The sequence below is a fragment of the Leucogemmata humicola genome, from assembly GCF_055379415.1.
This window is the reverse complement of the sequence record NZ_AP040875.1, coordinates 1,910,901-1,929,272: the sequence shown is the minus strand read 5'-3', so window position 1 is coordinate 1,929,272 and position 18,372 is coordinate 1,910,901. Positions and strand designations below refer to the sequence as shown.

Below are 18,372 nucleotides of genomic sequence, written 5' to 3'. Positions count from 1 at the left end.
GGCTGGTTTGCCGAACACTGGCCACGTACTTTGGTGGTGACCCGGCCGGGCGCATCACGATGCGTCGCGGTCCATCCAGCCGATGCCTCCGCTGCCAGCACTCGATCTTCTCAATCTTCCGGATGCCGATGTCGTCGCGCTGGCCCAGCAAGGGCGCGATTCGGCATTCCGCGAGCTGATCCGGCGGTACGAACGGCCGGTGTTCTCGCTGATCTTCCGCATGGTTCGCGACCGCGAACTGGCGGAAGATTTGGCGCAGGACACGTTCATCAAAGTCCTGAACCACATCGATCGATACCGGCCCGAGTTCAAGCTCTCGAGCTGGTTGTTCAAAATCGCCAACAACGTCGCGATCGATCACCTGCGCCGACGACAGTTGGACACGATCAGTATCGACGGATCGCCGCACGCTCAGAGCGCCGATGCCATCGAGGCGACGTCGTTCGACGTCGTCGATCAGCAGGAAACGGCGCTCGACGAGCTCGAAGCACGCGAGTTGGGAACCGCGATCGAGCGCGCCATCACCGGGCTTCGTCCCGAGTACCGATCGTGCATCATGCTGCGGCACGTCGAGGGGCGATCGTACGAAGAGATCGCCGCGACGCTCGATCTGCCGCTCGGTACGGTGAAGACCTACATCCATCGCGCCAGACACGAGCTTCGCGAGGCGCTGGAGCATTTACGCGGCGACACGTCATAGGTCACAGGTCACAGGTCACAGGTCACAGGTCACAGTCCCCCGAGACCCGTGACCAGTGACCTGAGACCTGAGACCTGAGACCTGAAACAGCGGCTGAAACCAACCATTCAACCCCTCCGTAAGCATTCCCGGAGACTCAATGAATCACAGGCACCTACTTCCAGACGAGATCGATCTCCTCCTCGATGACGAGGTGGGCTTCGGGGTTGCTCCCCTGAAGGCCCATATTCGCGATTGCGCGGACTGCCGAGCCAAGCTCGATGAGGCACAGTTCGTCGTGGATGCGCTGGAAGATCTCCCCCATTTCGCTCCTTCCCACGCCTTCTCGGACCGGGTGATGTCGCAGGTTCCGGTCTTTGTGCCGTGGCACGCCAGCGCTCGGGAAACCGTGCGCCAGTGGCTACCTCAGTCGCGGCCAGCCCGCGTTGCGGCAGCCGCGCTTGCCACGTCCATGGCCTCGCTGCTTACGCTCGCGATCCTTTGGATCGGGACGCAGGCAGACGTCGTGGCGCTGGCTTCTGGAGCAGCTGGGGACCGAGTACAGGGCCTGGTGCTCAGCGTCGGCCGCGGCGTGCTATCGACCGTCTTTGGTGATCAGATGTTTGCGATCATCCAACGAACGGGTACGATCGGCATCACGGTGGCGCTGATTGGCTTGGCGACCGCCGCCGCAGGCTCGGTCGCCGGACTCCGCGCCCTCGCCGCCGTTTCCAGTCGACGACGGGCGTAACAATGCGCGCGCTGCTCGCATTCGTCGCCCTGGCCCTCGGGAGTTTCCGAGCGCCAGCCCAGGCGCGGCCTGCACAGTCGGCTTCTCAGCCGACCCGTCAGGCCGCCAAGCCACAGGCCCAAGCTCCGGCCCCTGATACCACCAAGGCGGCCATCGAGCACGAGGTCACACGCCAGCGCGCTGCTGGCGAGACCTACCTGCCCGACGCCGACGTGTTCACAATGGGCGACCGCTCGATTGCCGTGAACACAGTGGTCGACGGCCCAATCGCCGTCGCTCGCGGAAATCTCGACATTTACGGCACGGTCAACGGAAGCGTCTTCGCGCTCGATGGCGACGTACGCGTTCATAAGGGCGCGCGCGTTACCGGCGACGCTTGGGCTGTCTCCGGCAGCGTGATTGTCCAGGGCGGAACGATCGACGGCCAGAAGCGATCAGTGGCCATCACGCCCCCAGCAATTCCAAATCTCTCGCAGCTCCATCCGCGACAACCGCTTTCGACGCTGCAGTCCGCAAAGCTCGTCTGCGCGTGGTTCGCGCTCTTGGTCATCATCGGCATTGGCGTCATGGTCTTCGCCGAGCCAAATCTCGACGGAGTAGTCACCGCACTCGAGAGAGGTTTTGCGCGTTCGTTCTGGCTCGGACTCGCCGGACAGGTCGCGCTCCTCCCCGCCCTGCTCGTTCTCGTCCTCGGCTTGGCGATCACCGTACTTGGTGTTCTGCTCATTCCATTTGCGATCGTGGCGTTCGTGATTGCCGCGGCCGGATTGATGACGCTGGGCTTCCTGGCAGTGGCTCGTCTCACGGGTGGTGCATTGGCGTCCGATCGCGGCACGACCTCGCCGCGCGGCGTGCACCTACGCGCGCTCGTCATCGGATTGGTCGCCTACCTTGGCATCTGGATGATCGCAGCGCTGTTCGCGTGGAATCCAGTTGTAGGCGCGGTCGCTCGCGCGGTCGCCATCGCCGTCACGTGGGTTGCGGCGACGCTCGGCCTGGGCGCCGCACTCGCATCGCGAGCCGGAACGCAGCGCGCGCTGCTCTCAGGTTCGAAGTCCTCCGCCACGGACGAATACTCCTGGCAGACGCCCACTCCAGTGACGGGTGTGGCCGCGGCAACACGAAAGGTCAAGGTCAGCGCCGCCAACTAGGTCGGTGAACGAAAAGCCGGATCCGCCGAAAATCGGCCGGATCCGGCTTTTTCGTTTCATCCGGCTGGGTCGTTTAGTAATCGTGGATTCGCCCGCGACACCTACGCGCGCAGGGTGACGCGAGCACCGCGCTGCAGCGACAGCGTTGCTGCCGCGTTCCCGTTCCGCACAGCGATCTCCACGAAGCCGGTTGATCCGATCACTGCGACGGCGGCGCCCACTGCGACTTCGGAATATGTGCGCTGAATCGGAAGTTGGCGCGACGCGATCTCCACGGTGCCGCCACGCGGCGCAATGAGATTCGTGATCGCATTTCCGAATCGATCAACTGCGATCACTTCGCCATCAACACCGCCATCCGCGCGACGCGTCGCCTCAGGAGTGCGACGAATGATCGGTTGTCGGCCTTCGACGCCCAGCCCTTCGAGCGCTTCGCCGCGTGCAAGCGCCGCTGCGGCCAGAGCGAAGACATCGCGGCCATGAAATGTTGGCGCAGCGGTCGGCGACAGCGGCAGACTCACGACGCGCGCGCCCGCGACGAGCAACGCTGGCGACAGGACGCCGTTATCTGGGCCGACGAGGAACCGTCCATCGCTGGCCACCGCCAGACCGTCGCGCAACGAGCCGACGCCGGGATCGACCACAACGAGATGGACGGTGCCGTGAGGAAAGCGACGCCAAACGTGGGCGAGGGCGAGTCGTGCGGCGTCGACATCCTGTGGCGAAATGTCGTGCGTGATGTCGATGATGTCGGCGTCCGGCGCGAGCGACAGCAGCACGCCCTTCATCTGGCCGACGTACCCATCGGCGGTGCCGAAATCGGTGAGGAGAGTGATGAGCTTTCGCATACTACACTGATCTGCGCTTCCAACGCCCCCAGCGCCAGAGCAGCGCCATCGCAATCCCGCGCGCACCGGCCGTGATCGAGATGACCCACCAGATGCCCGTGCTTCCCCAATGATTCGCCGCCCAGCCGGCAAGCGGAATGCGCGAGGCGGTGAGAGCCGTCGACGTGATCATGGGCGGGACCGTTTCGCCTGCCCCGCCCAGCGCGCCCTCGAGCACGATCTCCGAACACACCGCGAGCTGCGAGATCGCGGCGATGCGCAGGTACTTCGCCGATTCGGCGATTACCGCTTGATCGCTCGTAAATAGTCCGGCAAACTCACGCGCGAAGGTCAGCTCGAGCACACAAGCAACGACGCCAAGCATCGTACAGAATCCTGTAGCGATCCAGCCGGCGTTCGCCGCACGGTCCGTGCGCCCGGCGCCAAGATTCTGCCCGACGATTGCCGCCGTAGCCGCACCAAATCCGACACCAATCATGAACAGCCAACTCTCGACGCGATGGCCAATGCCAAGCGCCGCGAGCGCCGGCGTTCCGAAGCGCGTCGTGGTGCGCGTGAGGAAAACGTAAATCAGACTGAACGTGATGCCCGTGACTGCCGTCGGCAGGCCAACGCGACACACACTCTGCAGCGCCTCGAAGCGTACGCGGCCAAAACGCAGCAATCCACGTCGCCACGCAATGACAGCGCCCATGACGAACGCGGCGCCACGCGTCACGATCGTCGCAATCGCAGCGCCAGCGATGCCGAGTTGCGGAAATGGTCCGACTCCCAGAATGAGTGCCGGATCCAATACCAGCGTGATCGCGACGGAGGCGAGTAGCAGCACGAATGGCGTACGCGTGTCGCCCGCCGCGCGAAATGCGGCGTCGATCGCGAAGAAGCCATACACAAGCGGCGTCCCGAGCAGGAACGTCCCCAGGTACGTCGTCCCGAGCGAGCTCACTTCGGGCGACGTGCCCATGATCACGAAGAGCAAGGGCAGATATCGGAGTCCGAGCGCGCCAACTACGACGCCGAGCAGCACGCCAAACACGAGCGTGTCGCCGGCGATACGCGCCGCTTCGCTGCCTCGGCGTTCGCCATGGCGGCGCGCCGCCACCGCTGTGAGGCCAACGCCAATCATCTCGGCGAGCGAGATGATCATCCAGATCCAGAAGAGCGAGGTCGATACGGCCGCGAGCGCGACGGCGCCTATCTTCGTACCGACCCAGAACGCATCGACCGATGAGAACAGCGTCATCAGGAGCGACGACGCCACCGCCGGCAATGCGATGCGCAGCACCGTGCGGCGCAGCGAATCGGAAACGAGGTGTGTTGCCTGCCAATCACCTGTGACGGCGACGGGCGCTATTCCTTCGTGCGTCTCGACCGGAAGCGAGGGTGCTCTCGTCGGATCGAGCACGTTTGGATCAGCGGCGCGCCGCTGCCTCCATCGCCTCGGCGACACGACCGGAAATCGCCGCGAGCGCCCGACCCGCCGATGACTGCGGATCTCCGACCACGATCGGCGCGCCCTGATCGCCGCCAGACATCACCGGTGGATAGAGCGGAATCTGCCCGAGCAGTGGAAGTCCGACTTCGTCGGCGAGGCGCTGACCGCCACCGCTACCGAAGATCGGCGACGGCTTGCCACAATGCGGGCACTCGAACCAACTCATGTTCTCGATGATGCCGAGCACCGGAACGCTCACGCGCTCGAACATCTTCACGCCGCGGAGCGCATCGCCGACCGATACTTCCTGCGGCGTAGTCACGATGATTGCCCCACTCACCTGCGTCGCTTGTACGAGCGAGAGCTGCGCGTCGCCCGTTCCTGGCGGCATGTCGACGATGAAATAGTCGAGCTGCCCCCAGGCGACGTCGCGCAGAAACTGCGTGATGATCTTCATCACGATCGGACCGCGCCAAATAGCTGGCTGGTCGCGATCGATGAGAAAGCCAAGGCTAATGAGTTTGACGCCGTGTGCCTCGAGCGGAACGATTCGCTCGTTGATCACCATCGGCGGTTCGTTCACGCCCATCATGCGCGGAAGGTTTGGCCCGTAAACGTCGGCGTCCATGAGGCCGACACGCGCGCCGCTCGCGGCCAGCGCGACGGCGAGATTCACTGCGACCGTGGACTTGCCGACACCGCCCTTGCCGCTGGACACAGCGATGATGCGTCCGAGATTCGGATACGACACCGGCGTTGGCGCAGCAACGCGCGACTGCGCCGGCGCGTCGGTCATCACCGGGAGCGCACGTCCTGCGGGTTTCTTCGGCGGCTCGGCGGACGCAGCATGCGTCGCGTCGCCAATCTCGACCTGGACGCTCGTCACGCCTTCAACACTCTCTAATGACTGCCGAATCGTGCGCGCGAGCGTGGGATCGTCGTCGGGCGCCAGGAGCAGCGTGAGGCGCACCTTGCCCGCCGGTGTCGTGGCGACGTCGCGCAAGACGTTGCTGGCAATGACGTCGCGCCCGGTACGAGGATGACGGATACGCGACAGCGCTTGATCGATACGCTGCTGGAGATTGAGAGCCATAAGAGTTCCTATACCGTGCTCAGGTCGCGACGGGCGACCCTGTCTCGAGAAATTGACGCGCGGCGGCAATGACACGCTCGCGCACGTCGGTCAGTGAACCGACGACCAATGCACCGGACGCCTTCGCGTGACCGCCGCCGCCGAACTGGCGAGCAAAAGCGTTGACGTCCACGAGTCCCGTGCTGCGAAATGAAACTTTCACCTTTCCGTAGCCGAGGTCGCGGAAGAACAGCGCCATCCGCGTACCGGCAATCGATCGGGCATGCTCGACGATTCCGTCCAGATCTTCCTGGCGAACGTCGTACTTCTCGAGCGCGCCAGCATTCATCGACAGCCAGGCGAGCCCATGTTCCTCGTCGATGCCGAGTGTGCTCAGAACTTCGGCGAGAAGTCGCAGGCGTCCAGCCGGGGCCGACGCGTAGATGCGGACGTACATCTCTTCCGGATCAACGCCGTTCGCCAGCAGGTCAGCAGCAACAGCGTGCACGCGCGGAGTGGTATTGCTGAACCGAAATCCACCGGTGTCGGTGAGCATCGCCGCGTAGAGCGCCTGAGCGATCTGCGGCGTGATGTCGAAGTCGAGCGCGCAGGCAAGATCGTAGACGAGCTCTCCTGTCGCACACGCGGTCGTGTCTGTGAGACTGATCGTTCCTGCAGGATCACTCGACGCAATGTGGTGATCGATGACCAGTTTCGGAACGTCCAGAGCGCGCACCGTTTCAGCGAGGTTGCCGAGGCGTTTCACATCGCTGATGTCGAGAACGATGAGCAGATCGATATCGCGCAGCGCAGCTGGACCCTTGGCGGTCTCATCGACGACGTCGTCGCCGAGCAGAAACCGGAAGAGCTCTGGCCAGGGCGTTGGGTTGACGATGCGAACCTTGAGTCCGCGTTGCGCCAACATGCGTGCGAGCGCGACCTCCGATCCGCAGCCGTCGCCGTCAGCGTTCATGTGCGTAGACAGCGCCACGCGCCTACCCGGAACGAATTCTCGTTCGAGCTGGGCGATCGCGGCGCGGCGCGACTCTGGAATCGTGAGAAAATCTCGAACGCTGCGCGACATCAGGCCATAGAAAAAAGGAACGGCGTCCGAGCAGCTCGGACGCCGTTTCAAACTTAACCCTACCCGGGATCAGTCGCCCGCAGCCAGGCTGGGGTCGTTGCCGACGCGCGAGTGCGACTTGCCGTAGGCGAAGTAGATCACGAGACCGAGCACCATCCACACGATCAATCGAATCCACGTGTCGGACGGAAGGCTCGTCATCATGTACCCGCAGATCAAGATGCCAAGGGCCGGCACGATCGGAACGAGCGGCGTACGGAAAGGACGTGGAATGTTCGGGCGGGCGTAGCGAAGCACCATCACGCCGACGCATACGATCACGAACGCGAGCAGCGTACCGATAGAAACCAGTTCGCCGAGCAGTGCAATCGGGAAGAAGCCCGCGACGACCGCGGCCACGATACCCGTGAGGATGGTCGTGACATATGGCGTCTGGAACTTCGGGTGGATCTTGCCGAACACCGGCGGGAGCAGACCGTCGCGGCTCATCGAGAAGAAGATGCGCGGCTGACCCATCAGCATCACGAGCACAACAGAGGCAAGACCGAGGATCGCGCCGATGTTGATGAAGTACGTGAGCCACTTGAGCGCCGGACCAGCTGCTTCGATCGCGACGAACACCGGATGCGGAACGTTGAGGTCCGTGTAGTGCGCCAGACCGGTCATGACGAGCGCCATGAGGATGTAGAGCACCGTACAGATTCCGAGCGACGCAAGAATGCCGATCGGCATGTCCTTCTGAGGATTCTTTGCTTCCTGTGCGGCAGTAGATACCGCGTCGAATCCGATGTAGGCGAAGAACACGACTGCCGCGCCTCGCACGATACCGCTCCATCCGAAGTGGCCGAACTCGCCAGTGGTGTTGGGCGGAATGAACGGATGCCAGTTCGCCGTCTTCACGTACATGAAGCCGAAGCCGATCACCAGAAGAACGATGGCGACCTTCACGAACACGATCACGTTGTTGAAGTTCGCAGATTCCCGAATGCCGATGACGAGCAGCGTGGTCATCAGGAAGACAAGAAGCATTGCCGGCAAATTGATCATGCCCGGCGAGAGCGTCATTCCCGCAGCGCACACACCGTTCGTGGCGGCGATCGCTTCGCCAGCCTGGTTGATGCAGAGCAGGTTGCGAACGAGGTTGTGCGTTCCCTCGACGTTGAGCGGCGCCTGGGTCCACGCGGCCGGCAGGTTCATGCCGAGCTCTTTCAGGAAGGCGACGAAGTACCCCGACCAACCAACGGCTACCGTCGCGGCACCGAAGAGATACTCGAGGATCAAGTCCCAGCCGATGATCCAGCCGACGAGCTCGCCAAGCGTTGCGTAGCCATACGTGTACGCGCTGCCGGCGATCGGAATCATCGCCGCGAACTCAGCGTAACACAGACCGGCGAAGAGGCAGCCGGTTCCAGCAAGTACGAATGAGAGAACGATCGCGGGGCCAGCGTACTGCGCGGCCGCCGTTCCCGTCAGCACGAAGATGCCGGCGCCGATGATCGCGCCGATGCCAAGCATCGTGAGATTCAGCGCTCCGAGGGCCCGCTTGAGCGTGACCTCCTGTCCCTCGGCAGCTGCTTCAGCCTGCAGGAGGGTGATACTCTTTTTGGACCACAAACCCATTGCCGGAGTCTCCAGAGCGAACGTGTGACACGACGATTCCGCCTCACCAGACTGGGCAGAATCGCGCGAACCCTCAGAACTGTATACAGTTAGCGCGCGGAAGTTGGTCCCGGGCGGCGGGCTTGTCAAGCAATCGGACCGCTTAGAACTGTCAGAGACTCGTCCGGGATAGGTGCTAGGCACTGGGCGCTAAGCGCTAGAGAATCGGATGGCGGCGCTTCGCGTCGCTTAAAATGGAAACGCCGCGAGCGAAGCTCGCGGCGTCCTCCGAATCTCTAGCGCCCAGTGCCTAGCGCCTCGTGCTCAGTGCCCAGTGCGCCTAGACCGAGTAGTTCGGCGCTTCCCTGGTGATGGTGACATCGTGCGGATGTGACTCGCGGAGACCCGCGGTCGTGATTCGAACGAACTGCGTCTCCGTCCGGAGTTCATCGACGTTGGCGCAGCCAACGTAGCCCATGCCGCTGCGCAAGCCGCCGACCATCTGGAAGAGCACGTCAGACACGGGGCCGCGATACGGCACTCGGCCCTCGATGCCTTCCGGAACGAGCTTCTTTGGCGACAGCTCGCCTTCCTGGAAGTACCGGTCGGCACTGCCGTCCTGCATGGCCGACAGGCTGCCCATTCCGCGAACCATCTTGAAGCGGCGACCCTCGAGTAGGAAGGTCTCGCCCGGGCTCTCCTCCGTGCCGGCGAGCATCGAGCCCATCATCACACTCGAGGCGCCCGCAGCGAGTGCCTTCACGGCGTCGCCCGAGTACTTGATGCCTCCGTCGGCGATGACCGGAACGTCACCGGCGCCCTCGACCGCATCGAACACCGCGGTGAGCTGCGGAACGCCGACGCCAGTCACGACGCGCGTGGTGCAGATAGAGCCGGGGCCGACGCCGACCTTCACGGCGTCGACGCCGCGCTCAACGAGTGCGGCCGCAGCCTCGCGCGTAGCAATGTTGCCAGCGATTAGCTGGATGTCGGGATACGCCTCGCGCACCTTGGCGGTGGCGTCGAGCACTGCGCCGGCGTGGCCGTGCGCCGTGTCGATGATGATCGCATCCACGCCGGCATCGATCAACGCGCGAGCGCGATTGATATAGTCGCCGCCGGCTCCGATCGCGGCGGCAACGCGCAGGCGACCAAACCGATCCTTGTTCGCGTCGGGATACTGACGACGCTTGTGAATGTCTTTGATCGTGATCAGGCCGCGCAATACGCCTTCGCCGTCGACGACCGGCAGCTTCTCGATGCGATGCTCGGCGAGAATCCGTTCGGCCTCGTCGAGCGTCGTGCCTTCGCGCGCCGTGATCAAGCCGTCAGCAGTCATCGCCTCGCGCAGCGGGCGATCGAGATTGCGTTCGAACTGCAGGTCGCGGTTGGTAATGATGCCAACGAGACGCTCTTCCTCGTCGACGATCGGAACGCCGGAGATTCGGAAGCGATGCATGAGCGCAGTCGCTTCACGAACCGTATCGGACGGACGAAGCGTGATCGGCTTGAGGATCATGCCGCTTTCCGATCGCTTCACACGATCGACCTCGGCCGCCTGACGGTCGATCGACATGTTCTTGTGGAGCACACCAATGCCGCCAGCGCGCGCCATCGCGATGGCCATGTCGGATTCCGTTACAGTGTCCATCGCGGCGGACACGAGCGGAATGCGGAGCTCGATGCCGCGCGAGAAACGCGAGACGACCGAGACGTCCTTTGGATGAGTGAGCGAATGTCTTGGAACGAGAAGAACGTCGTCGAACGTCAGCGCGAGATCCTGCCGTACGCGCGATTCCGCCCCGTTCGACGGTTCCTGAAGACGCGAAGGCCCGCTCCCCGATTGATCCGAGGTTGCGGGCCGAGCTGGTAGTCGAGTTCTGGTCGCCATAGCGAAATGTAGGTGCCCTCCTCGCGCGACGCCACTCCCGCCGGACCGCTGAGCGCTACGCCCTGCCGATCACGCGCAGTCGACGCCGCAGACGCTTCGGCAGAAAGAACGCAGCAGCCGCCAGCGCCCCGCGCAGGTTGAGATCCGCGAGGTCCGTGGGATTGCCCGTCCAGTGATCGAGCAGCACCACGCGACCCGCATTGGAGATCAACCGCTGGAGCGCGAGGACGAGCACGAACAGGTCGTCGACCTCACCGAAGAACGGGATGAAATCAGGAATCAGGTCGATCGGCATGACGATGTACGCAACCGCGCCCATAACGAGCAGCTTATCGACCTTCGACACGCGCTTGTCGGTGATCAGACCACCCAGCAGTCGCACGTACTGCGGCAGATGTCTGATGTAGTACATCACCGTGCGCTTCGCGCCCGTGCGCGGTGCACCGATCGCTGGACTTTCGTCCGTCGCTGTGCGACGGCTCGATGCTGCGCGCGCGCGTGTTGCCATCAGAGCTTCTCTCCTGATCCGCCTGGATCTTTCGTCTCGTGTGCCGGCGACGACGCGTTTTCGGGCGTGGATGGCGGCGGCCCTGGCGGCGGCGTTGTCGACGTGCGCGCCGTGTTCACCAGTTCGTTCGCCATACTCTTGCCCGTCTCTACCGCGTTGTTGAGAACGCTCGCCGCGCGGTTCATGAACCCGACCGTTTCGGCGATAGCGCTCGCAGAGACCTTGCCAGCGCGCAGCTTGTCTTCGATCGCCTCCGTAAACCGCGTGAACGTGTTCGCGGTTGGAGACTCGCGCTCGGCGTATCTGGACTCGAGAAACTCCGCGTAATCGAGCACCTGATATCCGCGATCATCCGACAGGGTCTCCAACTTTCTGAGAATGCGGTCGCGCAGATGCTCGTTCATTCGTGCTCTCCTGAGGTCAGCCTTTCCAGCGCGATCGAGTGCCGCGCGTGTCGATGTGGACGTACGGCGTATGGTACAGACCGCTGGTGTAGAGCCCAAGCCCACCCACGAGATCCGGGTGTTCGCTTTCCACCTGGTCGACTGCCCGGGCAACGAGAGCTTCGTCGGCCGCGGTCACTCGCCCATCGCCGTTTGCGTCGATGGCGACGTCGGCGGCGTCACCGTATTGATGCCGACTGTCGCTTGCTGCACGCCAGACGCCCGCGTTATGCGCCGGCGTCCGGAAACCGCTGTGCACGTCAAATGCCAATCGCTGCGACGCATCGCCTTCGTGCGAGAGTCGTGCGCGCGCGCCGATCTGCGCGAACACGAGTTCCAGTTTGTCGAGCAATCGCGGGTTGAGCGCGACGTACTTAGGCCATACGTCGGTTTGCGAATCGTGTGTCAGGAAGTCGCCCAACCGCAGGTGCGTCGTGATGCGAAGATCGAGATCGGCCTCGCCGACTTCGAGGAAGCCGTCTGGATGATCGTGATGGGCCAGGCGATCGGCGACGTACGTGCCGATACGATAGCCATTGAGCATGCCGCCGACGCGCTGTTTAAAGGGAACCATCACCGCGAGCGTAGGCTCCGGGATGATCTGGCGATCGGTGCCGCGCACGATCGCGAGGCGATAGAAACCGGGCTTGGTCGGAGCGACGAACGCGGCGCCCGTCACGGGGCGAACGGATTCCACCGCCGACGAATCGCGCGACGCAACCCACTCATAGCTCAACGCGGATGGATCTCCGCTCACCTCGAGCGGGAATTCGACCGCACCACCCGGAAGCGCGAAGCTCAGCTTTACTTCGCGACTCATGCCGAACGCGTTCATCGACGCCCCGGCCGCGAGGCGCGAGACATTGGCGAATGGTTCGATCGGAGCAGGAGTCGGATGATAGAACTGCACGACACCAAGCGCGGCGGTGACCATGATCAACATGGCGCCGACCTGCGTTGCTCCTCGAGTTGTCCGCTTCTGACGCGGCGGCGTAAAGCCCACCGGCGTCACCGGCCAAAACTTCACCGGACAAAACCCCAGCGCGCGCGATCGCCGCGGGCGTCGATGTGAGCGAACGGACCATGCACAGCCGTGGACTTGTACACGCCGGCTCCGCCAATCAGCGAAGGAAATGACTTTTCGACGCGCTCGACCGCGTCGACGATCACCTGCGCGTCGCGGTAGTCGATGCGGCCGTCGCCATTCAAGTCATCCATCCGCCCATCTCCATTGTTGTCCACGAACACATCGGACGCGTCGCCATACATGTGGCGACTGAGCTCATCACGACCGGTCGTGTCGCCGCCGGTCGCGTTGTACAGCGGTGTTCTAAATCCGCTCATTACAGTCATGTGCTGCACTGGCGTGCCGCTTCGTTCCAACTCAGCGATCACCAACTCGAGCTTGTCGACCAAGGCTTCGTGAAGCACGAGGTACTTGGGCCACACGTTCGCTTGGTCGTGCGTGAGAAAATCGCGCAGACGAAAGTGCTCGGACAAATAGAAATCCTGATTGTCCGGCGTGACCTCGATGAATCCGGCGGGATTGTCGTACGCCGCCGACCCAACGGTCCGACGCTCGCTTGGCCAGTAGCCGAGACGATACGCGCCTAGCCGATCACCCTGCTTGTCCGAGAACGAACGTAGCATCACGAACGAAAACGGGCGAGCACCTTCAGCCTGCTCCACACGATACACTCCTGACCGCCGCACCGCATCTGCTCCGAACAAATGCGTGAAAAGAGTTAGTGCTTGGTCGTGAGCGTCCGCCGCCACGAATCGGGCAAGGAGTCGTCCACTCTCGCCGCGGAACGACGCATTCACGACGCGTTCGATCTCGGTGCTCGGCGACGGCGGGCCGGTCCGCGCTCCGGCTCCGTCTGCGCCCGGCATGAGCAGCGCGAGCATGACCGCGGCTCCCGCGGCGAATCGCCGCGAAACGAGGGGAACCGGGACTGTCGGGGGACGGACGGGCCGAACGTTGCGCGGCCGTCGGCGAGCGCGGCGGGTCATATCTACGATTCGACGAACCGCAAACGCCTTTGGCAACGCGAGTTAGAGTCAATCACCATTCTCCCGGTTCGGACGAGAGCGCGACTGTATAGATTTCGCCCCGCTCGCGCTCGCCCGCCTCCCTTCAATTCACCTTGCTCGACTCCTCACACCTGCGATTGTGCCGAAGCGTCCGGTAGTTCTCGTTGTGCTCGACGGCTGGGGATATCGCCCGGAACGCGAGGGAAACGCGATCGCACTGGCGAACGTGCCCACGTGGGACGCGCTCGTCGCGCGCCATCCGGGTACCCTACTCGATGCGTCGGGCTTGGCCGTTGGGCTACCTGAAGGACAGATGGGCAACAGCGAGGTCGGTCACCTGAACCTCGGCGCCGGACGCGTCGTGATGCAGGACCTCGTGCGTATCAGCGAGTCCATTCGCGACCGGTCGTTCTTCGACAATCCGGTGTTCACGCGCGCCTGCGATGAGGCTAAGCGCAACAACGGTACGGTCCACCTCGTGGGGCTGGTCGGCAACGGCGGTGTACACGCCATCGACAAGCACCTGTTCGCGCTGATCGACCTCTGCGCCGAGCGTGGCGTGCCGCGGATCGCGATCCACGCTTTGCTCGACGGGCGCGACACGATGCCGCGCTCCGGGCTCGGGTACATGCGTCAGTTGATCGAATACGCCGGGAACCGCGCGGTGATCGGGAGTCTGGGCGGACGGTACTTCGGCATGGACCGCGACAAGCGCTGGGACCGCACCGAGAAGTGGTATCGCGCGTCCGTGACTGGTACCGGACCCGAAGGCGCGGATGCCCTCGAAGTCATCCGCTCGGCGTACGACCGCAACGAGACCGACGAGTTCGTGACGCCAACGGTCATCGTCCGCGACGGCAAGCCGGTCGCGCCCATGCGCAACGGGGACACGGTGATCTGCTTCAACTATCGAGCGGATCGTATGCGCCAGATCATCCGATGTCTGACGCAGCCGGATTTCGAGGGCTTCGACATCAGCGGCCGGCCGGCGCTCAACGTGGTCACGATGACGGCGTACGACCGCACGGTCGATCTCCCGGCCGCCTTCCCGCCCCAGTCGATGGTGAACATCGTCGGCGAAGTGGTGTCCAAGGCTGGCATGACCATGCTCCGCACCGCCGAAACGGAGAAATACGCGCACGTGACGTACTTCTTCAACGGCGGTATCGAGACGCCCTTCCCGTGCGAAGATCGACACCTGGTGCCGAGCCAGAAGGTCGCCACCTACGATCTGATGCCCGAGATGAGCGCACCGGGAGTGACCGACGTACTCTGCAGCGCAATCGAAAAGGCCGAGCACGATTTCATTCTGTGCAACTACGCGAACGGCGACATGGTCGGACACACTGGATCGATGCCTGCTACGATCAAGGCGGTCGAAACGGTCGATGCCTGTCTGACTCGGATTCTTCAGTCAGCCGATCGTGCCGGCGCGCGTCTCATGGTCACGGCCGACCACGGGAATTGCGAGATGATGATCGATCCGGAAACTGGAGGACCGCACACCGCGCACACGACGAACCCTGTACCGTTCATCGTGGTCGATCCGCGCGGCGACTTTACGCTGCGATCTGGCGGTGCGCTGTGCGACGTGGGGCCAACATTGTTGACGATGCTCGGACTCGAGCTACCCCGGGAAATGACGGGGAAAGACCTGCGGATTTCAGGAGAACGCGCGTGAAGAATTGGTTCGCGGGATTGGTTTCTGGAACGCTTATGATCGTGAGCACGACGGCGGCGGCACAGATCGGTTACACGCCGACGCGGAGTCCCTATCTCGACCTCGAGCATGCGCAGGAGCTGACGCTCATCGTCGGCCAGTACCATGGCCATCGCGATCCTGCCGACGTCGCACCGACTGGCGGATTCCTGATCGGTGCGCACTACGAGTGGCGCGCAGGCGGCCCGGCGCACCTGATCGGCGAGATCACGCGGACATCGTCCAATTCACGAATTGTGAATCCGCTCGTCGTTGGAGCTGGGCGCGAGCTCGGCAACCTGAACCGTCCGCTCTACGCCGCAAACGTCGGACTCGGCTTGAGTCTCACCGGCGCGAAGAGCTGGCACCACATCGTACCGGAACTAGCGTCAGGACTCGGCTTCGTCTCCGACCTTCGCTCGCAGGCCGACACTGGCGGGTTCAAGTTCGGCACCCGCTTTGCAATCAATTGGGGCGGCGGAATCCGCTGGGTGCCCGGCGGTAAATGGGCAGTGCGCGGCGACATCACCAACAAGCTCTATACGCTCTCGTATCCGGAAACTTTCTACGCGGTTCCGACGGGTGGAGCGGCCGTAGTGGCGTCGACGCAAGCACGATCTTTCTGGACGAACAATCCCGCATTCACCCTCGGCGTGTCACGGTTGTTCTAGCGGCGGTCCTCGCCACCCGCGCCAGGGTCACAGCAGAAGCGAGTGAACCATGGCGCGCGATTTCGAAGATCTGAACAACATCGATGACCTGAGCGACGCCGAGTTGCGTGGCCTCGTGCGCGAACAGCTCGCGGCGCACAATGCGCTCGACATCGACGACTTCACCATCGAAGCACACGACGGCAAAGTGATTCTCGCCGGTCGGGTCGGCACCGACGGCGAGCGAATGGTGGCCGAGCACATCGTCACCGACGTGTTGGGCATCAGCAACTTCCGAAACGACGTCTTCGTCGACCCAACGCGCCGCGCGATCAGCCCCGAGGCCGCCGACGAGAGCATCGTCGACGACGCCCAGCGCGAAGGACTGCTGCTCGGCGATCGGCCAGTGCCGATCAGCCCTGAGGTCGAGGACAGCGAACCGTCGCTCGACTCAGAGCTGTACGGTACGACCGACGTGCACATCGCGATCTCCGATGGCACCGCCTGGATTCCGCCCGAATCGCCGACGCAGGAAGGTATGCTCGGCCGCGACGAGACTGGCGAAGACCACTAGACGGGCGGTCAGAACCGAGATGCGGGAAGCGTACGAAGCGAGGATGTTATAAGTTCTCCCACGCTTCCGTCCTTCCCGCTTCTTGCTTCCCTTCCCGGCAGATGGCCACGTTCCTCACCCGCCGCGTCGCTTTCGCGGCGGCGCACCGGTATAGCCGACCCGACTGGCCTGATGAGCGCAACGCACGCGTTTTCGGCGCGTGTGCCAGGCCCAGCTTTCACGGGCACAGCTATCTCTGCGATGTCACGGTCACCGGTGATCTGGATCGCGAGACAGGGATGATCGTCGATCTCGGATTGTTGGATCGCATTCTGGCGGTCGAGGTGCGCGACCGGTTCGACCATCGCAACATCAATCTCGATGTACCAGAGTTCGCTGACGGAAAGCTCATTCCCACCGGTGAAGAGCTCGCCCGATTCATCTGTGATCGCGTGCAGCAGGCACTCGGCGACTCAGCGCGAGTGACGAGCGTGACCGTAGCGGAGGACGCAACCCTGAGCGCGACATACCGCCCGGACTGAACAAACCGCCGCAGTCGCGTGACCATAGTACGCGTTGATCTTCCAAAGGGTGATGGTATCCACACGTCGCCCTACAGTCGCAAGCCGCACGCTGGCCGAGCAGCTACGTCCGGTGGTGGATGCGCATCGAACTATTCAGAGTCACGGATACGGAAGCACCGACGTCGAACGCGCGCAGACGCGCATTCGGTCGGGACGAACAGGGTTTGACGCCTGGGAACTTCTCGAGGAAGCCGGCGATCTGTCGACAGCATTCATGCAGATGACCGCGGCGTTCGAACTTTCCGGAATTGCGTCGACGTCGAGCGTTCGGTCGCTCGAAGCGTTGCGCGTCGATCCAACGGCAAACGCGCTTAGTTGGGCCAACGCCGAGTCGGCGCCGGTCGATCCGTCGCTTCGCCTGGCGCGCCGCATCGCGGGCCTCGTTGGCAATGCGATTCTTTCGCGCCTCTCGCGCGATGTGATGGCAGGCGTGTCGCGTTTCGCGTGGACGCGTTCAATCTGCCCGTGCTGTGGCGCGTCGCCCGACCTGGCGCTGCAAACTGAAGCGCGGCGCTACCTCGTCTGCTGGCGCTGCGATACCGCGTGGCGCACCAACGAGAAAGGCTGCCTTGGCTGCGGTGAAACCGCGCCTCCAACTGTTGTTCGGATTCCGTCGCCGTATCTGGGTTACGAACTCGCGATCTGCAATGCGTGCGGGCGATATCTGAAGGAGCGACGTGGGGGGCTCACGCACGAGCCGTTCATCGAACGCACGTTGACCGCGGGGCTGGACGACGCAGCACAACAGCGAGGGCTTCGAAACTGATCGGCGCGATCGTGGCGGGGGGCCAGAGTAGTCGCTTCGGCGGTGCGCCGAAGGGGCTGTATTCGGTCGGCGGCAAACGAATTCTCGATCGCGTTGCCGACGCGGTGCGCTCGGCGAGCTCTGATTTGATGCTGATCACGAGCATCACGGGTGCGTCCGCGTGGTTACCAGGCGTTCGTATCGTGCCAGACGGTTGGAAACAGCGAGGGAGTCTGGTCGGAATCCACGCCGCGCTCAAAGCGGCAAATGAACCGATCCTTCTCGTCGCCTGGGACATGCCGTTCGTGACGGGAGAGCTTCTCCGCTTGCTGCGCGATCGGGCTCCACGATCCAGCTTCGCGGCGGTGCCAACGAGCGTTTCCGGACTGGAGCCGTTTTGCGCCGTGTATACGCCAAAGTGTTTGCCGTGGATCGAAGCGGCGCTCGCTGCCGACGATCTCCGAATGACGCACCTTCTCGCTCGACTGCCTGAGTTCGAGCGGATCGGCATCACGGACGTCGGCGCCCTCGGTGATCCAGATCGGCTGTTCTTCAATGTGAACAACGCCGAGGATCTGCAGGAAGCGGAACGGCTCGCGGCGATTCGCTGAGAAAGTCGCCCGCGACTCGCCAGAGTCGCGTCGCG

Annotated in this window: 19 protein-coding genes; 9 read left to right on the top strand and 10 right to left on the bottom strand. The window is 63.4% G+C overall.

Annotated features, from left to right (window positions below; translation table 11 throughout):
• The first annotated feature begins 82 nt into the window (after positions 1–82).
• The 3 genes from AC6H4Z_RS07950 (at position 83) to AC6H4Z_RS07940 (ending at position 2,581) form a co-directional block, all read left to right on the top strand.
• Positions 83–700 carry an RNA polymerase sigma factor gene (locus AC6H4Z_RS07950; protein WP_497546216.1) on the top strand — a complete coding sequence of 206 codons (618 nt, stop codon included), beginning with the start codon at positions 83–85 and terminating at the stop codon, positions 698–700.
• A 139-nt stretch (positions 701–839) separates the two neighbouring features.
• The gene (locus AC6H4Z_RS07945; RefSeq protein WP_497546215.1) at positions 840–1,430 is read left to right on the top strand and encodes a hypothetical protein; all 591 of its coding nucleotides are present in this window, start codon (positions 840–842) and stop codon (positions 1,428–1,430) included.
• 2 nt (positions 1,431–1,432) lie between these two features.
• Complete coding sequence (locus tag AC6H4Z_RS07940) at positions 1,433–2,581, top strand: bactofilin family protein (RefSeq protein ID WP_497546214.1); 1,149 nt, start codon at positions 1,433–1,435, stop codon at positions 2,579–2,581.
• A 101-nt stretch (positions 2,582–2,682) separates the two neighbouring features.
• Here AC6H4Z_RS07940 and AC6H4Z_RS07935 read toward each other — a convergent pair whose 3' ends face one another.
• The 10 genes from AC6H4Z_RS07935 to AC6H4Z_RS07890 all read right to left on the bottom strand — a co-directional run bounded on the left by AC6H4Z_RS07935 (position 2,683) and on the right by AC6H4Z_RS07890 (position 13,369).
• Entirely contained in the window at positions 2,683–3,429 is a 747-nt protein-coding gene (locus AC6H4Z_RS07935) for an SAM hydrolase/SAM-dependent halogenase family protein (protein WP_497546213.1), read from the bottom strand.
• Between the two features lies 1 nt (position 3,430).
• A complete protein-coding gene (locus AC6H4Z_RS07930; RefSeq protein ID WP_497546212.1) occupies positions 3,431–4,834 on the bottom strand; it encodes an MATE family efflux transporter in 1,404 nt (467 codons plus the stop codon).
• A gap of 7 nt (positions 4,835–4,841) precedes the next feature.
• Positions 4,842–5,957 carry an Mrp/NBP35 family ATP-binding protein gene (locus tag AC6H4Z_RS07925; RefSeq protein ID WP_497546211.1) on the bottom strand — a complete coding sequence of 372 codons (1,116 nt, stop codon included), beginning with the start codon at positions 5,955–5,957 and terminating at the stop codon, positions 4,842–4,844.
• A gap of 19 nt (positions 5,958–5,976) precedes the next feature.
• The gene (locus AC6H4Z_RS07920) at positions 5,977–7,020 is read right to left on the bottom strand and encodes a DHH family phosphoesterase (RefSeq protein WP_497546210.1); all 1,044 of its coding nucleotides are present in this window, start codon (positions 7,018–7,020) and stop codon (positions 5,977–5,979) included.
• Between the two features lie 69 nt (positions 7,021–7,089).
• A complete protein-coding gene (locus tag AC6H4Z_RS07915; RefSeq protein ID WP_497546209.1) occupies positions 7,090–8,640 on the bottom strand; it encodes an amino acid permease in 1,551 nt (516 codons plus the stop codon).
• 319 nt (positions 8,641–8,959) lie between these two features.
• Positions 8,960–10,510: an IMP dehydrogenase gene (gene guaB / locus AC6H4Z_RS07910; RefSeq protein ID WP_497546208.1), complete on the bottom strand. Its 1,551-nt coding sequence runs from the start codon at positions 10,508–10,510 to the stop codon at positions 8,960–8,962.
• A gap of 55 nt (positions 10,511–10,565) precedes the next feature.
• Positions 10,566–11,018 carry a YkvA family protein gene (locus AC6H4Z_RS07905; protein WP_497546207.1) on the bottom strand — a complete coding sequence of 151 codons (453 nt, stop codon included), beginning with the start codon at positions 11,016–11,018 and terminating at the stop codon, positions 10,566–10,568.
• Positions 11,018–11,422 carry a hypothetical protein gene (locus AC6H4Z_RS07900; RefSeq protein WP_497546206.1) on the bottom strand — a complete coding sequence of 135 codons (405 nt, stop codon included), beginning with the start codon at positions 11,420–11,422 and terminating at the stop codon, positions 11,018–11,020. The genes AC6H4Z_RS07905 and AC6H4Z_RS07900 overlap by 1 nt, the downstream gene beginning before the upstream one ends.
• A 16-nt stretch (positions 11,423–11,438) precedes the next feature.
• The gene (locus tag AC6H4Z_RS07895) at positions 11,439–12,488 is read right to left on the bottom strand and encodes a hypothetical protein (RefSeq protein ID WP_497546205.1); all 1,050 of its coding nucleotides are present in this window, start codon (positions 12,486–12,488) and stop codon (positions 11,439–11,441) included.
• On the bottom strand, positions 12,485–13,369 hold the full coding sequence (locus AC6H4Z_RS07890) for a hypothetical protein (RefSeq protein WP_497546204.1): 885 nt from the start codon (positions 13,367–13,369) through the stop codon (positions 12,485–12,487). The genes AC6H4Z_RS07895 and AC6H4Z_RS07890 overlap by 4 nt, the downstream gene beginning before the upstream one ends.
• A 265-nt stretch (positions 13,370–13,634) precedes the next feature.
• On the opposite strand from AC6H4Z_RS07890, the gene gpmI reads away from it, so the two are divergent.
• The 6 genes from gpmI (at position 13,635) to mobA (ending at position 18,337) form a co-directional block, all read left to right on the top strand.
• The gene (gpmI, locus tag AC6H4Z_RS07885) at positions 13,635–15,176 is read left to right on the top strand and encodes a 2,3-bisphosphoglycerate-independent phosphoglycerate mutase (RefSeq protein ID WP_497546203.1); all 1,542 of its coding nucleotides are present in this window, start codon (positions 13,635–13,637) and stop codon (positions 15,174–15,176) included.
• On the top strand, positions 15,173–15,865 hold the full coding sequence (locus AC6H4Z_RS07880; protein WP_497546202.1) for a porin family protein: 693 nt from the start codon (positions 15,173–15,175) through the stop codon (positions 15,863–15,865). The genes gpmI and AC6H4Z_RS07880 overlap by 4 nt, the downstream gene beginning before the upstream one ends.
• Before the next feature lie 49 nt (positions 15,866–15,914).
• Positions 15,915–16,418: a BON domain-containing protein gene (locus tag AC6H4Z_RS07875; RefSeq protein ID WP_497546201.1), complete on the top strand. Its 504-nt coding sequence runs from the start codon at positions 15,915–15,917 to the stop codon at positions 16,416–16,418.
• 101 nt (positions 16,419–16,519) lie between these two features.
• Positions 16,520–16,939 carry a 6-pyruvoyl trahydropterin synthase family protein gene (locus AC6H4Z_RS07870; RefSeq protein ID WP_497546200.1) on the top strand — a complete coding sequence of 140 codons (420 nt, stop codon included), beginning with the start codon at positions 16,520–16,522 and terminating at the stop codon, positions 16,937–16,939.
• A 52-nt stretch (positions 16,940–16,991) separates the two neighbouring features.
• Positions 16,992–17,747 carry a hypothetical protein gene (locus AC6H4Z_RS07865; protein WP_497546199.1) on the top strand — a complete coding sequence of 252 codons (756 nt, stop codon included), beginning with the start codon at positions 16,992–16,994 and terminating at the stop codon, positions 17,745–17,747.
• Between the two features lie 11 nt (positions 17,748–17,758).
• Positions 17,759–18,337 carry a molybdenum cofactor guanylyltransferase gene (gene mobA, locus AC6H4Z_RS07860; protein WP_497546198.1) on the top strand — a complete coding sequence of 193 codons (579 nt, stop codon included), beginning with the start codon at positions 17,759–17,761 and terminating at the stop codon, positions 18,335–18,337.
• Positions 18,338–18,372 lie beyond the last annotated feature (35 nt).